Below are 17,363 nucleotides of genomic sequence, written 5' to 3'. Positions count from 1 at the left end.
TGAAAGGGATTTTATATGAACACCGGAAAAAACGGAACCATGATGCAGTATTTTGAGTGGGAGCTTCCCAGCGGGATCCTGTGGAAACAGGCGGCCGAAAAAGCCGGCGAACTTGCGGGAGACGGAATCACGGCGGTGTGGCTTCCGCCCGCCTACAAGGGCAGCGGCGGTGCGGACGATGTCGGTTATGCCGTCTACGACCTGTACGACCTTGGCGAGTTCGGCCAAAAAGGGTCCGTTGCTACAAAATACGGTACTAAAGAAGAATATCTGCGCGCTGTAGACGCGCTTCACGCGGCGGGACTTCAGGTCTACGCCGATATCGTTCTTGACCATAAAATGGGCGCCGACGGGCTGGAGGAGGTCCTTGCATGTGAATTCGCCCGGGAAAACCGGTATGAACAGATCGACGGGGAAGAAACAATCTCCGCATGGACGAAATTTGATTTCCCGGGAAGGAACGGGGTCTATTCCAATTTTAGATGGAACAGCGGTCATTTTGCGGCAATCGACCGGGATGAAAAAACGGGACGTTCCGCGATTTTCCAGTTTCGTGGAAAGAAATGGCAGGATGAAGTCGATAAGGAATTCGGGAATTTTGAATATTTGATGGGCGCAAGCATCGATCTGAGCAATGAAGAGGTCGTCCGGGAACTTACAGAGTGGGGAAAATGGTATCTCCATGAAGTTCCCTTGGACGGCTTTCGCATCGATGCGGTAAAGCATATGCGGTTCACCTTTTACAGCCATTGGCTCGCAGAGCTTCGCAAAGAAGCGGAGAGAGAATTGTTTGCGGTAGGGGAGTACTGGAACGGCGATGTTGCCAAGCTTTCCAATTATATTGATATTACGGGAGGAACGCTTTCCCTGTTTGACGTTCCCCTGCATTTTCGCTTCAGGGATGCGGCGAACGCAGGTGGAGCGTTCGATATGCGGACGATTTTCGACCGCACGCTTGTGCGGGAAAATCCGCTGCTTGCGGTGCCGTTCGTAGATAACCACGATACGCAGCCGGGACAGTCCCTCGAATCCTGGGTACAGGACTGGTTCAAGCCGCTGGCTTATGCGTTGATCCTGTTGCGCGGGGATGGGTATCCCTGCGTGTTTTATGGAGACTATTATGGCATTCCGACACACAGCATCATGCCTAAGCGGCAATGGCTTCGTCCGATGATAAAGGCGCGGGAACTGCTTTCCTACGGAAAACAGCATGATTATTTTGACGATCCGCATCTTGTCGGATGGACGCGGGAGGGAGATGAAGCCCAGCCGGGTTCGGGGCTTGCCGTGGTCATGAGCAATGAAGTCGGCGGTTCAAAGACCATGTATGTAGGAGAAAGGCTCGCGGGCAGGGCGTTTTATGATGTGCTCGGCAACCGGAGCGGAATCGTTATGGCCGGAGCGGACGGAAACGCCGTTTTTTCGGCGGGAGACGGCAGCGTATCGGTCTGGGCGCCGGTATTACGGTAATAGCGGGAAATCAAAAAGGCTGCCTCAGGCAGCCTTTTTGATGCGGGTTTTACAGCGTGAAGGAAGGATGTCCTCCGCAGGCTTTTGGCCGGGATTTTCTTTTGGACGGCTTGAGGGCTGCCGGAAACCCCGGATGGAATAAAAATTTAATATCGGCCATCCTCAAAATGGAGCGCGTCGGGGTAACGGACGCTTACGGAAAGAAAAAGAACGGTTGCTACACCGCTCTTTGCTGGTTCATAGAGGATCATTGGCCCGCGCGGACAACAGCTTGGATATGCTCCTCGTCCGGCAGCCCGGAAACATCGGTTTTGCTGTTGTTGAAGTAAAGGAACGTATGCCCGCGCATTCCGCTTCCGTATAGGTCGTCGCCGCCGGTCGGCATGCCGAACAGGGAGGCCGCATAGGTATGCCCGTCCATGCTGACAAGTACGGAACGGTGCTCCCATGTATCGCCGCCGCCGAATATGGAACGGTAAGTATCGTAATCCGCAGAAGAAGCCGCCGCTACATAAGCGCAATTGACCCCACCCGTGCGAATCAGCTGGAAGGTTTTGCCGGTATTGAAATCCTGAACGGAAAACTGCGCCCCTGTGGGAATCAACGGATCGATTTTTTCCCAGGAGAGAAGCTCGCCCTTCGTCTGCACCGCGCCCGAATATGCGGGCCCGGCCACCTTCTTTACGGAAGGATTGATCGGTGCGCGCTTTGCGTCGTCCGAAAACAAGGCCGCATATGTGGCGTCGCCTACCTGGCCATCCGGGGAAATGCCGCTTTGCGCCTGGAATTTTTTAACAGCCTCCACCGTCATGTCGCTGAATTTCCCGGTGGGACGGTAATTGAGATACCCAAGCTCGCGCAGCCGCATTTGTATCAGCGCTACCTCGTCGCCCGTTGCGTGTTGTTTGATTGCCGAATCTTCTTCTGCTGCCGCAATCACCGGAAGAGTCATTACAAGGCAAACAAGAAGTAAAATACTAATCCATTTTTTCATACCGTTATTCTACAAAAAAATAGGAAAAAATGCAAACCTGTTCCAAATTGCGGGGCTTTCCAGTATAATAAATTTATGGGAAAAATTACGGACCTGCAAAAGGGCAAGCGCAACAAAGACCGTATAAACGTCTATATGGACGGAGAGTTTGCGTTTGCCGCCTATATTGATACGGCCCTTGCCAATCATCTTAAAATAGGTGCGGATATCTCTGTGGAGGAACGTGAGCGCATCCTGCGCGAAGACGGCGAAAAATATGCGCTGGCCTGTGCGATGAAATTTCTTTCCTATCGGATGAGGACGGAAAAAGAACTGCGCGATAAGCTGCGCGAAAAAGAGGTGCCCGGGGATTGCATCGAAAACGCGGTAGAACGACTCAAGGAAATCGGATACCTCAACGACCGTGAATTTGCGGATTTGTACGCACAGGAGCTTCTGCAAAAATACGGCCGGCGTATTGCGGTACAAAAACTTATGCAAAAAGGCGTTCCGCGCAGGATCGCTGAGGAAGCTGCGGAGGACATCGGCCAAGAGGAGTCGGTGGTTGACGGATACGTTGCCCGGCTGAAACAGAAATACCGTAATGAAGATCCGGGAAAAGCAAAACAGAAGATGATACGTGCGCTGATGGCCAAAGGATTTGAATATGAAGAGGTCAAACATGCGCTTCAAAGGTATGAGGAGCAATAATGAGGAAGGAAATTTTAAAATTGTTGTTTACTGCGGATGATTTCCTTTCGGGGGAACAGATCAGCGGAACCTTGGGGATTTCGCGTGCCGCCGTGTGGAAACATATTAAGGCGCTCAAGGAGGAAGGCGGAAAAATCGAGGCGCATACCAAACGGGGCTACCGTCTTGCGGCGCTTCCCGATTTGCTGAAACCGGAGTATATCGGGTTTTATGCGCGCCGGGCCTCCGATATCGTCTGGCTCCGCGAAGTGGATTCCACCAACGAATACGCAAAACGTATGGCGAGGGAGGGCGCGCCGCACGGAAGGATTTATATTGCGGAGCTCCAGACACGGGGAAAAGGCAGGCTCAACCGGGGATGGGTTTCCTGCCCGGGGGACGCAGTCCAGATGAGCATGCTCCTGCGCCCGGACTTTGAACCGCCCAAAGCGCCGGCAGTCACCTTTGCCGCCGCGCTTGGCGTGACCAGCGCGGTCCGGCGGGTCTGCGGTATCGATGCAAAAATCAAGTGGCCGAACGATGTCGTATACGGCGGGAAAAAGCTGTGCGGGATTTTGACGGAAATGTCTTCGGATATGGACCGTGTGGAATATATCGTATGCGGCATGGGCCTTAACGTCAACCAACAGGAATTTCCGGGAGAGGTCGCTGAAAAAGCGGTCTCCGTTCGCATAGCCACGGGAGAAGAGCAGGACCGGGTAAGGCTTGCCGCCGCTATGGCAGACGATGTACTTGCCTACTGCGAACGGTATATTTCGGGCGGAATCGACACGATTTTTGATGAATATTGTGCAAATAGTGTTATAATAGGAAAAGAAATTAAAGTGTTGAGCGGAAATGAAACCGTTACCGGAGTGTGCAGAGGCTTTTCAAAGCAGGGAGAGCTGCTCCTTGATATTGACGGAGAAACCCAGTCCTTTATGGCGGGCGAGGTTTCCGTTCGCGGCATGGAACAATATATCTGACGGAGAATTTTTATGTACAGCGGAAGTATTACAGACATTCAGGGCCTTCTGGCCGGCCATGCGCAGGATACCGCGGGACGCACGGGGATCACCGTGGTCCTTGCGCCCAATGGGGCGGTATGCGGCGTGGATGTGCGCGGAAGCGCACCGGGCACGCGCGAAACCGCGTTTATGTCTCAGGGAAAGGCTGTACAGGAATGTTATGCTGTACTGCTTGCGGGAGGCAGCGCCTTTGGCCTTGCCGCAGCGGACGGCGTGATGATCTATTGTGAACAGCAGGGCATGGGTGTGCGGACGGAAGACGCGGTTGTGCCGATTGTTCCGGCAGCCGTCATTTACGATCTCGGCTACGGCCGGAGCGATATTCGGCCCAATGCGGGCATGGGTTATGCGGCCTGTATCAACGCATGCATCAGAGTGCCGCAAGGCAGCGTCGGTGTCGGGATGGGAGCGACGGTAGGCAAGGTGCTCGGCATGAAACACGCACAGAAAAGCGGCGTAGGTACCGCCAGCCTGCAGCTTCCGGGCGGAGTGACCGTCGCGGCGCTTGTGGGGGTAAATGCCTTTGGCGATGTTATTGAAAACGGCCGTGTGCTTGCAGGAGCGCAAAAAAACGGGACGCACATCAATACGGCGAAATATATGCTTGAGAATAAGGTGGAAACGGAATTTATGAAAGGACGCAATACCACGATCGGTGTCGTTGCGACGAATGCGAAGCTGACCAAAGACGAGGCGGCCAAGCTTGCTCAGGTTGCGCATGACGGCCTTGCAAAGGCAATCGATCCGATCCATACTATGGTGGATGGGGATACGATGTTTTCGCTTTCCTATGGCAGCAGGACTGCGGATATGAACGTGCTGATTACTGCGGCGATTGAGGCAACGAGGCGCGCGGTTGTGAACAGCGTCCTCGCTGTGGAGGAAACGGTATGATTATCGGCGTAGGAATCGACAGCCTCCGCATTGCGCGCATGGAAAATGCGGTGAAGCGGGAGGCTTTTTTGAATCGGGTGTTTACCGAAAACGAAAGGCGCTACCTGAACGGGAAAAAACTTGCGGCCCAAAGCGCGGCGGGCATGTTCTGCGCCAAGGAAGCGGTGCTTAAGGCGTTATCGCTCGGAATCATAGATGCAAAGCTTACGGATATCGAAATTTTACATAAGACGAACGGTGCGCCGTATGCCGTGCTGCATGGATCGCTCAAGATGGAAGCGTCCCTGCATATCAGTATAACGCATACGGAAGAAACGGCCAGCGCAGTCGCCATACTTGAAGAGGAGGGACAGGCAAAATGAGAACAGTGCTAACGCCGAAACAAATGGGGGCGGTAGACCGCTATATGATAGACCGGATGAAAATACCGGGGCTTCTGCTCATGGAAAACGCCGCGCGCGGTGTATATGAAGCAGTACGCGAAGAAACGCAGCCGTGTACCGTGCAGGTTTTTTGCGGCACCGGGAACAACGGGGGAGATGGCTTTGCAGCCGCGCGTATCCTGCTGGCGAACGGTTACGACGCGAAGGTTGTGCTGATGGGCAGCCCGTCCTCGCTGCAGGGAGACGCAGCGGAGAATTTTGAGTTTTTTAAGGAAAACCGTGAATATTATACGGTTGTTACTAATAAAGAGGAATTTGAGGAACTCCCGGAAGCGGAGGTTTATGTGGACGCAATTTTCGGAACGGGGCTTTCGCGCCCTGTGGACGGAATCTACCGCGATGCGGTGGAGTTTTTGAATGACAGGGATGCGCTTGTGGTAAGTGTGGATATCCCATCCGGCATCAGCGCGGAGACGGGAGCCGTCCTGGGAACGGCGGTGTGCGCGGATATCACGGTCACCTTCCAGTATCCGAAAATTGGTCATTTTCTGTATCCGGGCCGGGAGCGCGCGGGAGAACTTCAGGTCGTCAGGATCGGCGTTGACGACGGTTGCGATATTCCGCTGCAATCCACGGTTTGTGCATACGAAAGCGATGATCCGGATATGTGTCTTGGAGCGCGTCCGCTTGATTCCAATAAGGGAAGCTATGGAAAGTTGCTTCTAATAGCGGGCAGCTATGGCATGGCGGGCGCTGCGGTGCTAAGCGCACGCGCTGCGTCGCGCGCGGGCGCGGGGCTGGTGACGGCGGCATCCTGCGGCGATGTGATCGGCGTATTGCAGCAAAACGTCCCGGAAGCGACCTGCTTTGAGGTTGCGGGTGAAAATGGGATTCTGGTAAAGGATGCGGTTGCGTCGCTGGAAAAACTTGCGCGGGGTAAAACGGCAGTCGCGATCGGGCCGGGCCTGGGCGTGAATGAAGATATAACGGCGATCGTAGGAAGCATGATTACGGGATGCGGGCTTCCCAAGGTGGTAGACGCGGATGGAATCAATGCGCTTGCGGGGCACTTGGATTTGTTGGAAGATAAGCGGGGAGAGGTGATTCTCACTCCGCATCCCAAGGAGTTTTCACGGCTTTCAGGAATGCCGGTGGAAGAGATTCTCGAAAACCCGGTAAGGGCCGCGACCGATTTTGCAGCCGAATACGGTGTAACGCTTGTTCTGAAGGGGAGTACGACGATCGTTGCAGATCAGTTTGGCAATGCGTCGCTTTTGTGCGTGGGGACACCGGGCATGGCCAAAGGAGGCAGCGGCGATGTGCTCACCGGCGTGATCGGCGGACTGCTTGCACAGGGGAAGGACGTTTATGAGGCCGCGCTTACCGGCGTTTATATTGCCGGAATGGCAGGGGAACTTGCGGCGCAGCAGGAGGGCGAATATTCCATGACGCCTATGGATACCGTCAACCATATTGGCCAGGCAATGGATGCGATGGTCGTAGACTATGTTGCCGCGGATACGGCGCATGGAAGCGGTGGGGAAGCGGACGTCCCGCGCAGGCTCCCAAGGAAAACGGCCGAAGTGGTCGCGGAAGAGATCGGAGCTCCCGTATTCAGTGCCCAGCGGCAGGAACCGGTTGCTGAACCGGAAATACCCGAAGAGGAAGAACACATCCGGGAAGAATTATGGCTGGTGCAGGAAGAAGGAACGAAAGGCACGGCGGAGCTTTCAGCCACTGCGGAAGAAGAAGCGGTGGAAGAGCCGGTACAGACGGCTATGCCTGCGCGGGAGGAGCGCAGGCCGCTTGAGCCTTCCATGGATTTCCTTGAAAAATATGCGGACGAGCCGGAACCGATGACGCGCTCGCAGCGCAGGCTCCTTGGAAAAACGCAGGAGAAAGAGAAAAATTCTTTATTCCGGCGTAAAGAAAAACAGGAAGAAGCGCCTATAGAGCCGGAGATTACCCCGCAGGATGTTATGGATGAAGTGAAGGACGAGTTGCCGCCGGAACCAAAGGCTGGACCCACACGGCGGAAGATTGGCTGACAGGAGGACAAAAACAATGCCGGAATTTGAATTTAAAGAAATAGAGCCGATGGAACTTGAAGGGAATCCGTTCCAGATGATCGGAAAGGATTGGATGCTCGTCACAGCAGAAAAAGACGGAAAAGTAAACGCGATGACGGCTTCGTGGGGCGGGCTGGGCGTAATGTGGGGCAAGAACGTGGCGTTTGTTGTCATTCGTCCTACAAGGTATACGAAGGAATTCATCGATGCAACGGATACGTTTTCCCTTGCTTTTTTGGATAACAGCTACCGCAAGACCCTGAATTATTTTGGAACGGTTTCAGGGCGGGATGAGGATAAGATCGAAACATCAGGCCTGACTGTGCTGCATGAAGGCGGAGCACCGTACTTTGCAGAGGCCGGAACCGTTCTTATGTGCCGGAAACTGTATGCGCAAAAATACGATCCGGACTGTTTTATCGATAAAGAACCGGATAAGAAATGGTATCCGGAAAAAGATTACCACACAATGTATATCGCAGAGATTACAAAGGCGCTCAAAAAATGAGCTGAAAAAAGGCTGCGGCAGCTTCGCCGCAGCCTTTTATGCTTCTTCAATCCTTCCAGTTCCACCATTTCAGCTTTTCGGGATCTGGATTTTCCGTATTTGCAGACTGCGTTCTCCAGAACCAAAAAATCGACCGCTGCCAGCTCTACATAAAAGAAAAATCGCTTAACCCTCTTGGTTAAGCGATTTTTCTGTTTGGTGCGGTAGATGGGACTTGAACCCATACGTCATGGACACACGCCCCTCAAACGTGCCTGTCTGCCTATTCCAGCACTACCGCGAGCAACACAAAATATTATATTATACGAATGGGATGAAGTCAAGAAATAGATTTCATTTTTCCGTGAAAAGAGGAACTATTTCTTTTTTTTGTATTGGTTCCGATACCGCTCCACCCGGGAGCCCACCTTGGGCCGCGAAGGGTCCTGAACTGGGCGCGGTGCATTTTCGACGGGCGCGGCAGGCTGACCGGGTGCGGACCCAGATGCTTTTTCCGCGGGCGCATTCCGGCGCGCAAGAGATTCTTCCGCAATGGTCGGACGTGTAATGGGGTTGCCTACATCATAACCGCGCGGCGGACGCGTATAGTTACTGAGGTCATAATTGCTTTCGGATTCCCGTATTACTTCCACCGTCTCCGGCAAACTATCGTTCGCGGATTCTGCTGGGGCACTGTCCGCAGTGTCCGGCTTGATCTCGATGAAGCCCTCGGCCGCGTTATAGGTGATATCTCTTTTTCTGCTTGCGCGGATAAGTACAATAATGATAACGATGAGCGCCGCGACAACGCAGGCGCTGGCCACATATAACGGAAAATATGGGTCGTTATAATAGGCGTTGGTGATCCGCTGGCCGATATTTTGCAGGAATTGCTGGATTCCCCCTGATGTTGGCGCTGCGGTAGGCTGCGGCGCTGGCGTGGGAGTAGCCGAAGCGGTGGCGGCCGGGGCAGGTGTAACAGTTGAAGTTGCCGGCGGCTGCACGGCAACAGGAGTACTATCGAACCTCAGCGTGGACAAAATAGCTTCCGCAGGTGCCAGGAAAGCATTTGATACGTCGTTTTTATAGAGCATCGTGATTACAAATAGATTGTTGTTATCCGCGAGCAGGTATATTTTTGTCGTATAACCATTATCGTCCGCGTGCCGTCCGGTCAATACAAGCGCTGTTTTTCCGGCGAGCGTTTCCGTTGTGTCCGCGTCAAAGGTATAAACAGAGCCGTATTCCGTCTTTTTTTCCTGCGCGATGGAATCCAGCTGTTCTGCCGAAAGCATGGATAGATCCGTAACGGCTGCTCCCGCCGTGAGGCTGGGGAGGACTTCGCTGACCGGAGTTGCGGTCATATCGAGCGAATAGGAAAGTGTCGTCCCGTTCTCATAAGACGCGATCAAAAAACATACGGGAGGCGTTTTCCCCTGTGCCACGGAAAGAAGGTCCTCAGGCATATTAGAACTTTCCTGTGTGTAATAATAAGTGGTCTCTTCCTCGGGAAGTTCAATATTGTAGCGATATGCCTGATCCGCGTAAGGCGCGGCAAGCGCGCAAACGGATATGGAAAATGCGAGGATAAACGTGAGGATCGGTATCAGCTTTTTCAAAACAGTCCCTCCAGATGTTGGATCGCGTTTATGTTTCGTCTTGCTGTTATTATATAATAACAGCAAGAGATTTTCAATGGAATCCGGAAGCGCCGGTATGCGCAAACGAAAAACGGCGCTGCATGTGCGGCGCCGCGTGTACACGTCAGGAATGCTTTGCCTGCCTGCGCATCATTTTTTCACGCTTGAGGAACTTTTCATCGAAATCGTTTGTCTGCTGTACGATCACTTTGCTCAGCACCAACAGGCAGATCAGGTTGGGAATCGCCATCAGCCCGTTTGCCGTATCTGAAAAATTCCACACGGTCTTGAGCGATGTGATCGCTCCCACAAAAACAATTCCGGCGAAGACCGCGCGATAAATATAGCGTGCCCTGATAGAGTGGGTGAGGTACTCGAGGCTCTTTTCACCGTAATAGCTCCAGCCGAGGATCGTGGAGAATGCAAACAAAATAAGGCCGATTGTCACGATATAACTTCCAGCCGGCCCCATTACGCTGCCAAAAGCGGCGATGGTAAGGGATGCGCCGGTTACAAACTCGCCGCTTGCATCAAGGCTTCCCAAAACCCCCGACCCCGCAATGGCAAGCCCGGTGAGCGTGCATACGATGATCGTATCGAAAAACGTCCCCGTCATATTGATATAGCCCTGCCGGCAAGGATGATCGGTCTTGGCCGCGGCCGCGGCGATCGGCGCGCTGCCAAGGCCCGCCTCGTTGGAGAAGACCCCGCGTGCAACGCCGAAGCGAAGGGCGCTGGCAAAGGTGAAGCCGGTAACCCCGCCGAGAACGGATGCAGGCGAGAAAGCGCTGTCCATAATCTGCCCCACGCCTACCGGAAGGGAATCGAGCTTCAGGACGATAACGATGATGCAGCCGGCCGCGTAAAAAACAGCCATCACCGGGACGATTTTGGACGAAACTTTGCCGATCGACTGGATTCCCCCCAGAAGAACGATCCCCACAAGCACCGCAATCACAAGGCCTGTGATCCATGTAGGAATGTTGAACGTACCCAGGACAGCATCCGCAATAGAATTGATTTGTGTTAAATTGCCGATACCGAACGATGCGATCACCGCGAAAACAGCAAACGCACCGGCGAGTATTGCTCCAAGCCACTTCACCTTAAAGCCGTTTTTAATGGAGAACATAGGTCCGCCGGACATTTCACCCTTTTGGTCCTGCTGCCTGTAATAGACCGCGAGGACGGATTCGCCATATTTTGTGGCGAGTCCGAACAGCGCAGAGATCCACATCCAGAAAAGCGCGCCCGGACCGCCCAGCGTCATTGCTGTGGCAACCCCGACGATATTTCCCGTACCAATGGTTGCGGCAAGCGCGGTCATGAGCGACTGGAACGGAGAGATATCCCCCGCGTCAGCATTGTGCTCCTTCTTGATGCTGTGTTTGGAAAAAACCTGCCGCAGCGCATAGCCTAAATTACGCAGCGGACGGAATTTCAGGCGGACCATCAAAAATACACCCGTGCCGACAAGCAGGACGAGCATGACCGGTCCCCATACAAAATCATTTACGTTACTAAGAATCCCGGAAAACCGGGACATAAACGAGTCGAAATCCATAACCATACTCCTGTAGCTTAAACTGCCCTGGAATGGGCGCTAAAACGCCAGGGCAATACCATTTATATTAAACAAAAACAAATTTTCTGTCAAATAGCGGGTATTGACAGAAAAAGGGAAGGAGGCTATAATGGAAACAGAAAAGTGAATGAGTCTTCGGGGCAGGGTGAAATTCCCTACCGGCAGTATAGCCTGCGAACTCCTGTAAAGGAGCCGATGCGGTGGAATTCCGCAGCCGACAGTATAGTCTGGATGAGAGAAGAATGATATGGTCACATATTGATTTCCGGGGATTTCGATTCACGGAAATTTTTTAATATGGAGGTATCATCTCATGAACACTCTTTCAAAGTCGCGGTTTACAACGCGCAACATCACTTCTATCGCCGTCATGGCGGCCTTGTCCGTCATACTGGTGGCAATGATCCACATTCCAATGTTCCTGCCGTTTCTGGAATATGATCCGGCCGATATTCCGATCTTTATTACGACGTTCGCATTTGGACCGTTGGTCGGTTTTATCCTTACGGTCATTGTGGCGGTACTCCAGGGCATAACGGTGAGCGCATCCGCCGGGATCATCGGCATTATGATGCACATTTTTGCGACCGGCATCTTTGTCATTGTGGCAGGAAATATCTATAAGCGGAACAAAACGCGTAAGAATGCGGCGGTTGCTCTTGTGGTCGGGGTTGCCGTATGGACGGTGGCTATGGTAATATGGAATATTATTGTGACGCCGCTCTATATGGGTGTCCCGCGCGAGGAGGTTATCGCGCTCGTCGTCCCGGCGATTCTGCCTTTTAACCTGATTAAGGCAGGAATAAATTCGGTACTGACCTTTGCGCTGTATAAAACAGTCGGCCGCCTGTTCGGGCTTAAAGAGGTCAAAAGCGTAAAGGAATGCCCCGTGGAAAAATGAGCTTGCGGGCTGTATTTCCCCGCGTGAAACCTTGCATAAGCGGCGGTTTTCCTTTATAATAGGAAAATGTGCAGATGCACATAAGCGATGAGGAACCGGGCGTAGATGCAGGAATTTTTAAGTAATAATGAATCCAAAACAAAAGAGTTCGCAAAAAAGCTGGCTTCCCGTCTGGTTCAAGGCAGCTTTCTTGCCGTTTATGGGGATCTCGGCGTGGGAAAGACGGCTTTTGTGCAGGGGCTTGCGGAGGGGCTTGGCGTCAGGGAAAGCATCGTAAGTCCAACCTATACCATTCTCCGCGTTTATGAGAGCGGGAGGCTTCCGCTTTATCATTTTGACGTATACCGTATTGCGGATGAAGACGAACTCTATGAAACGGGATTTGACGAATATGCTGCCTCGGACGGCCTGTGCGTGTGCGAATGGGCAGACCTTATCCCGGATGCGCTGCCGGTACCGCGTTATGACGTAAGGATCGAGCGTACGGGCGAAAACACCCGCAAAATAACCCTGCAAGAGGTATTAAAGTGAAGCTGCTTGGAATGGATACAACAGGGAATACGCTCTCTGCCGCAGTCAGCGAGGATGGAAGGCTGCTTTCGGAAATCTATCTGGATACCGGGAAAAAACATTCCCAGACCCTGATGCTGGCGGTGGACGGGGCGCTTCGTGCCGCCGGGCTTAAGCCCGGTGATATGGATGCGTTTGCGGTGGCGGCGGGGCCAGGTTCGTTTACGGGAATCCGCATTGGAACCGCAGCGTGCGCGGCAATGGCGCACGGGGCGGGCAAACCCGTGATCGCGGTAAATACGCTGGATGCGCTCGTTGAGAATGCGGGGACGGGAAACGATACCGTATGTGCGGTTATGGATGCGCGGCGGGGCGAGGTGTATACGCTGGCAAAGCGCGGCGGCGAACTTGTTGTCGGAGAATGCGCGGTGCCGCTCATTACGCTTCTTACGGAATTGCTGCCGGAGGGTCCGGCGGCGTTTGTTGGAGACGCGGCTGAGCGCTTTCAAAATAAGATTCTGGAATACAGGCCGGACAGCCTGTTCCTGCCCCAGCAGTTCAGTCTGCAGCGCGCGTCGTCCGTATGCGCGGTCGCGGCAAGGCTTTACGGGCAGGGGGCCTTGCTTCGGTATGATGAGCTGGAGCCGCATTATTTGCGGGAAAGCCAGGCGGAAAGGTTGAAGAAACGTTGAGAGCTTTAAATGATGTGGTAATCAGGCGTGCGGAACGCGGAGACCTGGAAGACATCCATTATTGCGAGAACAGCAGTTTTGATCTCCCGTGGTCATATGCAATGCTTTATGACGACATTATCGAAAATGAGAATACAGTGTATCTGGTTGTGGAAAAAAACGGCCGTATCATTGGCTACGGCGGTATGTGGATCATTTTTGACGAGGCCCACATCACCAATGTATGCATTCTGCCCGCATACCGGGGCAGGGGCTATGCATATGCGCTTATGCAGGAACTGAACAGGGCCGCCAAGGAACACGGGGCGGACGCTATGTCGCTTGAGGTGCGGGTGTCCAACAGGGCTGCGCTCAAGCTGTACAAAAAATGCGGTTTTTCGATTCATGGAATTCGGAAACGCTATTATTCCAATAACGGGGAAGACGCGTATGTGATGTGGACGGAACGCGGACCGGGTTTGGAAGCACTGTAAGATCGCGCGTTTCGCGTGGAATAAGCTTTGAGGAGGAAAGGATATGCAGAAAATCAAGATGCCGGTGCCCCTTGTCGAGATGGATGGGGACGAAATGACGAGGATTATATGGGACATGATTAAGCAGGACCTGCTTTTGCCATATATTGAACTCAATACCGAGTATTACGACCTGGGGCTTCCCTATAGGGATGAAACGGACGACCAGGTGACCTATGACGCGGCAAACGCGATCAAAAAATATGGTGTCGGCGTAAAATGCGCCACGATCACGCCGAATGCGCAGCGCGTGGAGGAATACAGTCTCAAAGAGATGTATAAGAGCCCCAACGGTACCATCCGCGCAATCCTCGACGGAACGGTGTTCCGCGCCCCCATCGTAGTGGACGGCATCTCACCATCGGTAAAAACATGGAAAAAACCGATTACGATCGCGCGCCATGCCTATGGGGACGTATACCGCAACACAGAATACCGCGTACCTGCAAATACGAAATTTGAAATGGTATTCACCGCGCAGGACGGGACGGAAACAAAGCTTCCGGTATTCGATTATGAGGGCGGCGGCGTTGCGCAGGGCATGTACAACACCGATAAATCTATCGGCAGCTTTGCGCGCAGCTGCTTTAACTATGCGCTTGATACCAAGCAGGATCTCTGGTTTGCGACTAAAGATACGATCTCTAAGATTTACGACCATACCTTCAAGGATATTTTCCAGGAAATTTATGATGCGGAATATAAAGAAAAATTTGAAGCGCTCGGGATCGAGTATTTCTATACCCTGATCGACGACGCTGTTGCGCGCGTGATCCGTTCGGAAGGCGGATATATCTGGGCGTGCAAGAATTATGACGGGGACGTCATGAGCGACATGGTGGCGACCGCTTTCGGCAGTCTTGCCATGATGACGTCCGTGCTCGTTTCACCGGACGGCAACTATGAGTACGAGGCGGCGCACGGCACGGTCACGCGCCATTTTTACAGGCATCAGGCAGGGGAACAAACGTCCACCAATTCTATGGCGACGATTTTCGCATGGTCGGGCGCTCTTCGGAAACGCGGCGAGCTGGATCAAAACGGCGCGCTTGTAAAATTTGCGGAGGCCCTTGAAAGGGCTTCGATCCGTACGATCGAAGAAGGTGTAATGACCAAGGACCTTGCGCTTCTGTGGGAAAAAGACGATAAAACGGTTGTTGATACGCATGGCTTTATTTGCGAGATCGCCAAGCGGTTGGATGAAGAACTCAAGGAGGCTCTGTGATGGCGCTGTACGAACAATGGAAAAATCTTGCACAAATGGCGCAGACGCCCGCACAGCAGCAGGCGTTTTGGGATGATTATTTTTCGATGGAAACGGACGTATACGAGCAGATACTGGGCGATACATCGGTTTCCTACGAAGGCACGGTCAAGGAAGTCGCGGAAAAGGTAGGGATGGAGCCGGTCGTATTCTGCGGCTTTATCGACGGGATCAACACCAGTCTTAAAAAAGAGATCGATTTGGATACGCTGGAAGAAGATACCGACATCAAGCTGGACATTGATTTTGAAAAGCTGTATTTTAATATGCACGAGGCAAAGGCCAAATGGCTGTATACGCTTCCGCAATGGGATGAAGTTTTGCCGGAGGAGCGGCGCAGCGAGATCACCCGCGAATGGCGTGCGTCGAAGCAGGCCGTCAGTGAAAAGACGGTGGGCAGGAACGATCCGTGTCCCTGCGGATCTGGAAAAAAATATAAAAAGTGCTGCGGAAAGAACGTTTGACCGCCTGAGCTGACCGTTACCCCCGCCCGGAATACCGGCGGGGGTTTCTTGTGCCCTCCGTAAGGCGCTTCCGCGCTATGGGAAACTATGGCGCGGCCGTCTTGTACGGATCATGTATTTCGGTGAAAAAGCAAAATGAAAAGAATAAAAATGTTTAAATCCACCACGTGGGGAGGATAAACAAAAGGAGGCAAATTTTGGAAAGCGCTATACTTTTCATGAGAAAAAATATATAATAAAGGAGTAAAAAAAAATTATGGAGACAAGTCTATGAAACGGGGAAGCGGGATACTGTTGCATATATCATCCTTACCATCTCCTTATGGGATCGGAACGCTTGGAAAGGCGGCATATGATTTCGTAGACGATCTTCATGCGGCAAAGCAGTCCTATTGGCAGGTTCTCCCATGTATGCCCACGGGTTATGCAGACAGCCCATATTCCGGCACGAGCGCCTTTGCCTATAATCCTTATTTTATTGATTTTGATTTTCTTGCAGAGGATGGTCTTCTGAAAAAGAGCGACTATTCTCATTTGAATTTTGGGAAAGACGAAACGTATGTTGACTACGAAGCGCTTTTTCACCTTAAAAACGACGTGTTGAAAAAAGCTTATCAGCCGGGGATCGAAAAATATTCCCATGAGTTTGCGGCTTTCAAATTTGAAAATTCCGGATGGCTTTTCGATTACGCCCTGTTTGTAGTTCTAAAGAAGCATTTCCATTATCTTCCGTACCAGCAGTGGGACGCGTGCATCGTAGACAGGGAACCCGCCGCAATCATGGAAATGACGCAACGGTACGGGCAGGAGATCGAGATCGTCCAGTTCACACAGTTTTTGTACGAGCGGCAATGGTTTGCACTGAAGAATTATGCGAACGAAAAAGGGATCCAGCTCATTGGAGATATTCCCATTTATGTCTCGCAGGATTCCGCTGAGACGTGGGCGCACCCGGAATATTTTGTCAAAGACGGCAGTGTGGCCGGCACGCCCCCTGATTATTTCTGCGACGAAGGACAGCTGTGGGGAAATCCGCTTTACGATTGGGACTATATGCGTGAGCATGGATATGAATGGTGGGTGCGGCGTATGCAGCGCAGCCTGCACCTGTACGATATCCTGCGTATCGATCATTTCCGCGGCTTTGAAGCCTATTTCAAGATACCAAAGGGCGGCGCGCCCAAAGACGGACAGTGGGTTAAAGGCCCGGGTGGTGCGCTGTTTGACGCGATCAAGACGGCGCTCCCGATGCCGCCCATCATAGCGGAAGATCTCGGGGCGATTGACGACAATGTCAAGGGCTTTCTCGACTATTGCGGATTTCCGGGGCTCAAAGTGCTGCAATTTGCGTTTGACGAGCAGGACAGCTTCTATTTGCCGCACAATTATCCGCGCAACAGCGTAGTCTATACGGGAACGCATGATAATGATACGACGCTGCATTGGTTCCAGACGGTTCAGCCGGAAACAAGGAAATTTTTGGAGGATTATATCGGCCGGGCGACGGAAAGCGACGTGGTCGGCAAGCTAATCCGCCTCGCTATGATGAGCGTTGCGGATATCTCTATCATCCCCATGCAGGATATCCTTGGACTGGGAGGAGAGGCGCGCATGAACTATCCGTCGAGAGCGCTCGGAAACTGGAAGTGGCGGATGAAAAAGGGAGAGTTCGGCCAGGAGCAGATTAAGCGGCTGCGCACCGAAACCGAAATCTACGGGAGGGCTGGAAACGGCTGTTGAGTGGTTTGTAAGGCCGCAGGCGGCCAGAATATTTTAAAATAACGAAATGGAGGAGCAGAAA

The 17,363-nt window shown here is 52.7% G+C and carries 17 protein-coding genes, 1 tRNA gene and 1 riboswitch; of the genes, 14 read left to right on the top strand and 4 right to left on the bottom strand.

Going from position 1 to position 17,363, the window contains the following annotated elements:
• The first annotated feature begins 39 nt into the window (after window positions 1-39).
• Window positions 40-1,470: an alpha-amylase gene (locus B1H56_RS05335; protein WP_243108751.1), complete on the top strand. Its 1,431-nt coding sequence runs from the start codon at window positions 40-42 to the stop codon at window positions 1,468-1,470.
• Between the two features lie 247 nt (window positions 1,471-1,717).
• On the opposite strand, the gene B1H56_RS05330 is transcribed toward B1H56_RS05335, so the two are convergent.
• On the bottom strand, window positions 1,718-2,464 hold the full coding sequence (locus B1H56_RS05330; protein WP_066518135.1) for a peptidoglycan-binding domain-containing protein: 747 nt from the start codon (window positions 2,462-2,464) through the stop codon (window positions 1,718-1,720).
• Between the two features lie 75 nt (window positions 2,465-2,539).
• Between B1H56_RS05330 and B1H56_RS05325 the strand changes: the two genes are divergently transcribed.
• From B1H56_RS05325 to B1H56_RS05300, 6 genes are read left to right on the top strand one after another with little or no spacing between them, the layout of a single operon-like run.
• On the top strand, window positions 2,540-3,154 hold the full coding sequence (locus tag B1H56_RS05325) for a RecX family transcriptional regulator (protein ID WP_066518137.1): 615 nt from the start codon (window positions 2,540-2,542) through the stop codon (window positions 3,152-3,154).
• Window positions 3,154-4,119, top strand: a complete 966-nt coding sequence (locus B1H56_RS05320) for a biotin--[acetyl-CoA-carboxylase] ligase (RefSeq protein ID WP_066518140.1) — start codon at window positions 3,154-3,156, stop codon at window positions 4,117-4,119. The genes B1H56_RS05325 and B1H56_RS05320 overlap by 1 nt, the downstream gene beginning before the upstream one ends.
• Window positions 4,120-4,131: 12 nt before the next feature.
• Window positions 4,132-5,055 carry a P1 family peptidase gene (locus B1H56_RS05315; protein ID WP_066518147.1) on the top strand — a complete coding sequence of 308 codons (924 nt, stop codon included), beginning with the start codon at window positions 4,132-4,134 and terminating at the stop codon, window positions 5,053-5,055.
• The gene (gene acpS / locus B1H56_RS05310) at window positions 5,052-5,417 is read left to right on the top strand and encodes a holo-ACP synthase (protein WP_066518149.1); all 366 of its coding nucleotides are present in this window, start codon (window positions 5,052-5,054) and stop codon (window positions 5,415-5,417) included. The genes B1H56_RS05315 and acpS overlap by 4 nt, the downstream gene beginning before the upstream one ends.
• A complete protein-coding gene (locus B1H56_RS05305) occupies window positions 5,414-7,486 on the top strand; it encodes a bifunctional ADP-dependent NAD(P)H-hydrate dehydratase/NAD(P)H-hydrate epimerase (protein ID WP_066518151.1) in 2,073 nt (690 codons plus the stop codon). The genes acpS and B1H56_RS05305 overlap by 4 nt, the downstream gene beginning before the upstream one ends.
• Window positions 7,487-7,502: 16 nt before the next feature.
• Window positions 7,503-8,015 (top strand): flavin reductase family protein, encoded by a 513-nt coding sequence (locus B1H56_RS05300; protein WP_066518153.1) that lies wholly within the window; start codon window positions 7,503-7,505, stop codon window positions 8,013-8,015.
• Window positions 8,016-8,211: 196 nt separating this feature from the next.
• Here B1H56_RS05300 and B1H56_RS05295 read toward each other — a convergent pair.
• The 3 genes from B1H56_RS05295 to B1H56_RS05285 form a co-directional block, all read right to left on the bottom strand.
• Window positions 8,212-8,295 (bottom strand) — tRNA-Leu (locus B1H56_RS05295).
• Window positions 8,296-8,371: 76 nt separating this feature from the next.
• Complete coding sequence (locus B1H56_RS05290) at window positions 8,372-9,613, bottom strand: hypothetical protein (RefSeq protein WP_066518161.1); 1,242 nt, start codon at window positions 9,611-9,613, stop codon at window positions 8,372-8,374.
• 145 nt (window positions 9,614-9,758) lie between these two features.
• On the bottom strand, window positions 9,759-11,180 hold the full coding sequence (locus tag B1H56_RS05285; RefSeq protein WP_066519226.1) for an alanine/glycine:cation symporter family protein: 1,422 nt from the start codon (window positions 11,178-11,180) through the stop codon (window positions 9,759-9,761).
• 166 nt (window positions 11,181-11,346) lie between these two features.
• Window positions 11,347-11,466, top strand: a riboswitch (FMN riboswitch).
• Window positions 11,467-11,532: 66 nt separating this feature from the next.
• Between B1H56_RS05285 and B1H56_RS05280 the strand changes: the two genes are divergently transcribed.
• From B1H56_RS05280 to malQ, 7 genes are all read left to right on the top strand, one after another.
• Window positions 11,533-12,120 carry an ECF transporter S component gene (locus B1H56_RS05280; RefSeq protein WP_066518164.1) on the top strand — a complete coding sequence of 196 codons (588 nt, stop codon included), beginning with the start codon at window positions 11,533-11,535 and terminating at the stop codon, window positions 12,118-12,120.
• Window positions 12,121-12,225: 105 nt separating this feature from the next.
• Window positions 12,226-12,651 (top strand): tRNA (adenosine(37)-N6)-threonylcarbamoyltransferase complex ATPase subunit type 1 TsaE, encoded by a 426-nt coding sequence (tsaE, locus tag B1H56_RS05275; protein ID WP_066518166.1) that lies wholly within the window; start codon window positions 12,226-12,228, stop codon window positions 12,649-12,651.
• Window positions 12,648-13,322 (top strand): tRNA (adenosine(37)-N6)-threonylcarbamoyltransferase complex dimerization subunit type 1 TsaB, encoded by a 675-nt coding sequence (gene tsaB / locus B1H56_RS05270; protein WP_066518168.1) that lies wholly within the window; start codon window positions 12,648-12,650, stop codon window positions 13,320-13,322. The genes tsaE and tsaB overlap by 4 nt, the downstream gene beginning before the upstream one ends.
• Before the next feature lie 14 nt (window positions 13,323-13,336).
• Window positions 13,337-13,795: a ribosomal protein S18-alanine N-acetyltransferase gene (gene rimI / locus B1H56_RS05265; protein WP_066518170.1), complete on the top strand. Its 459-nt coding sequence runs from the start codon at window positions 13,337-13,339 to the stop codon at window positions 13,793-13,795.
• Between the two features lie 43 nt (window positions 13,796-13,838).
• The gene (locus tag B1H56_RS05260) at window positions 13,839-15,059 is read left to right on the top strand and encodes an NADP-dependent isocitrate dehydrogenase (RefSeq protein ID WP_066518172.1); all 1,221 of its coding nucleotides are present in this window, start codon (window positions 13,839-13,841) and stop codon (window positions 15,057-15,059) included.
• Entirely contained in the window at window positions 15,059-15,562 is a 504-nt protein-coding gene (locus B1H56_RS05255) for an SEC-C metal-binding domain-containing protein (RefSeq protein ID WP_066518175.1), read from the top strand. The genes B1H56_RS05260 and B1H56_RS05255 overlap by 1 nt, the downstream gene beginning before the upstream one ends.
• 270 nt (window positions 15,563-15,832) lie before the next feature.
• On the top strand, window positions 15,833-17,302 hold the full coding sequence (malQ, locus tag B1H56_RS05250; protein WP_066518176.1) for a 4-alpha-glucanotransferase: 1,470 nt from the start codon (window positions 15,833-15,835) through the stop codon (window positions 17,300-17,302).
• Window positions 17,303-17,363: the final 61 nt, after the last annotated feature.

Origin of the sequence: Christensenella minuta (genome assembly GCF_003628755.1) — a bacterium.
In the GTDB taxonomy this organism is placed as follows: domain Bacteria; phylum Bacillota; class Clostridia; order Christensenellales; family Christensenellaceae; genus Christensenella; species Christensenella minuta.
This window is presented reverse-complemented; position numbering and strand designations above follow the sequence as displayed.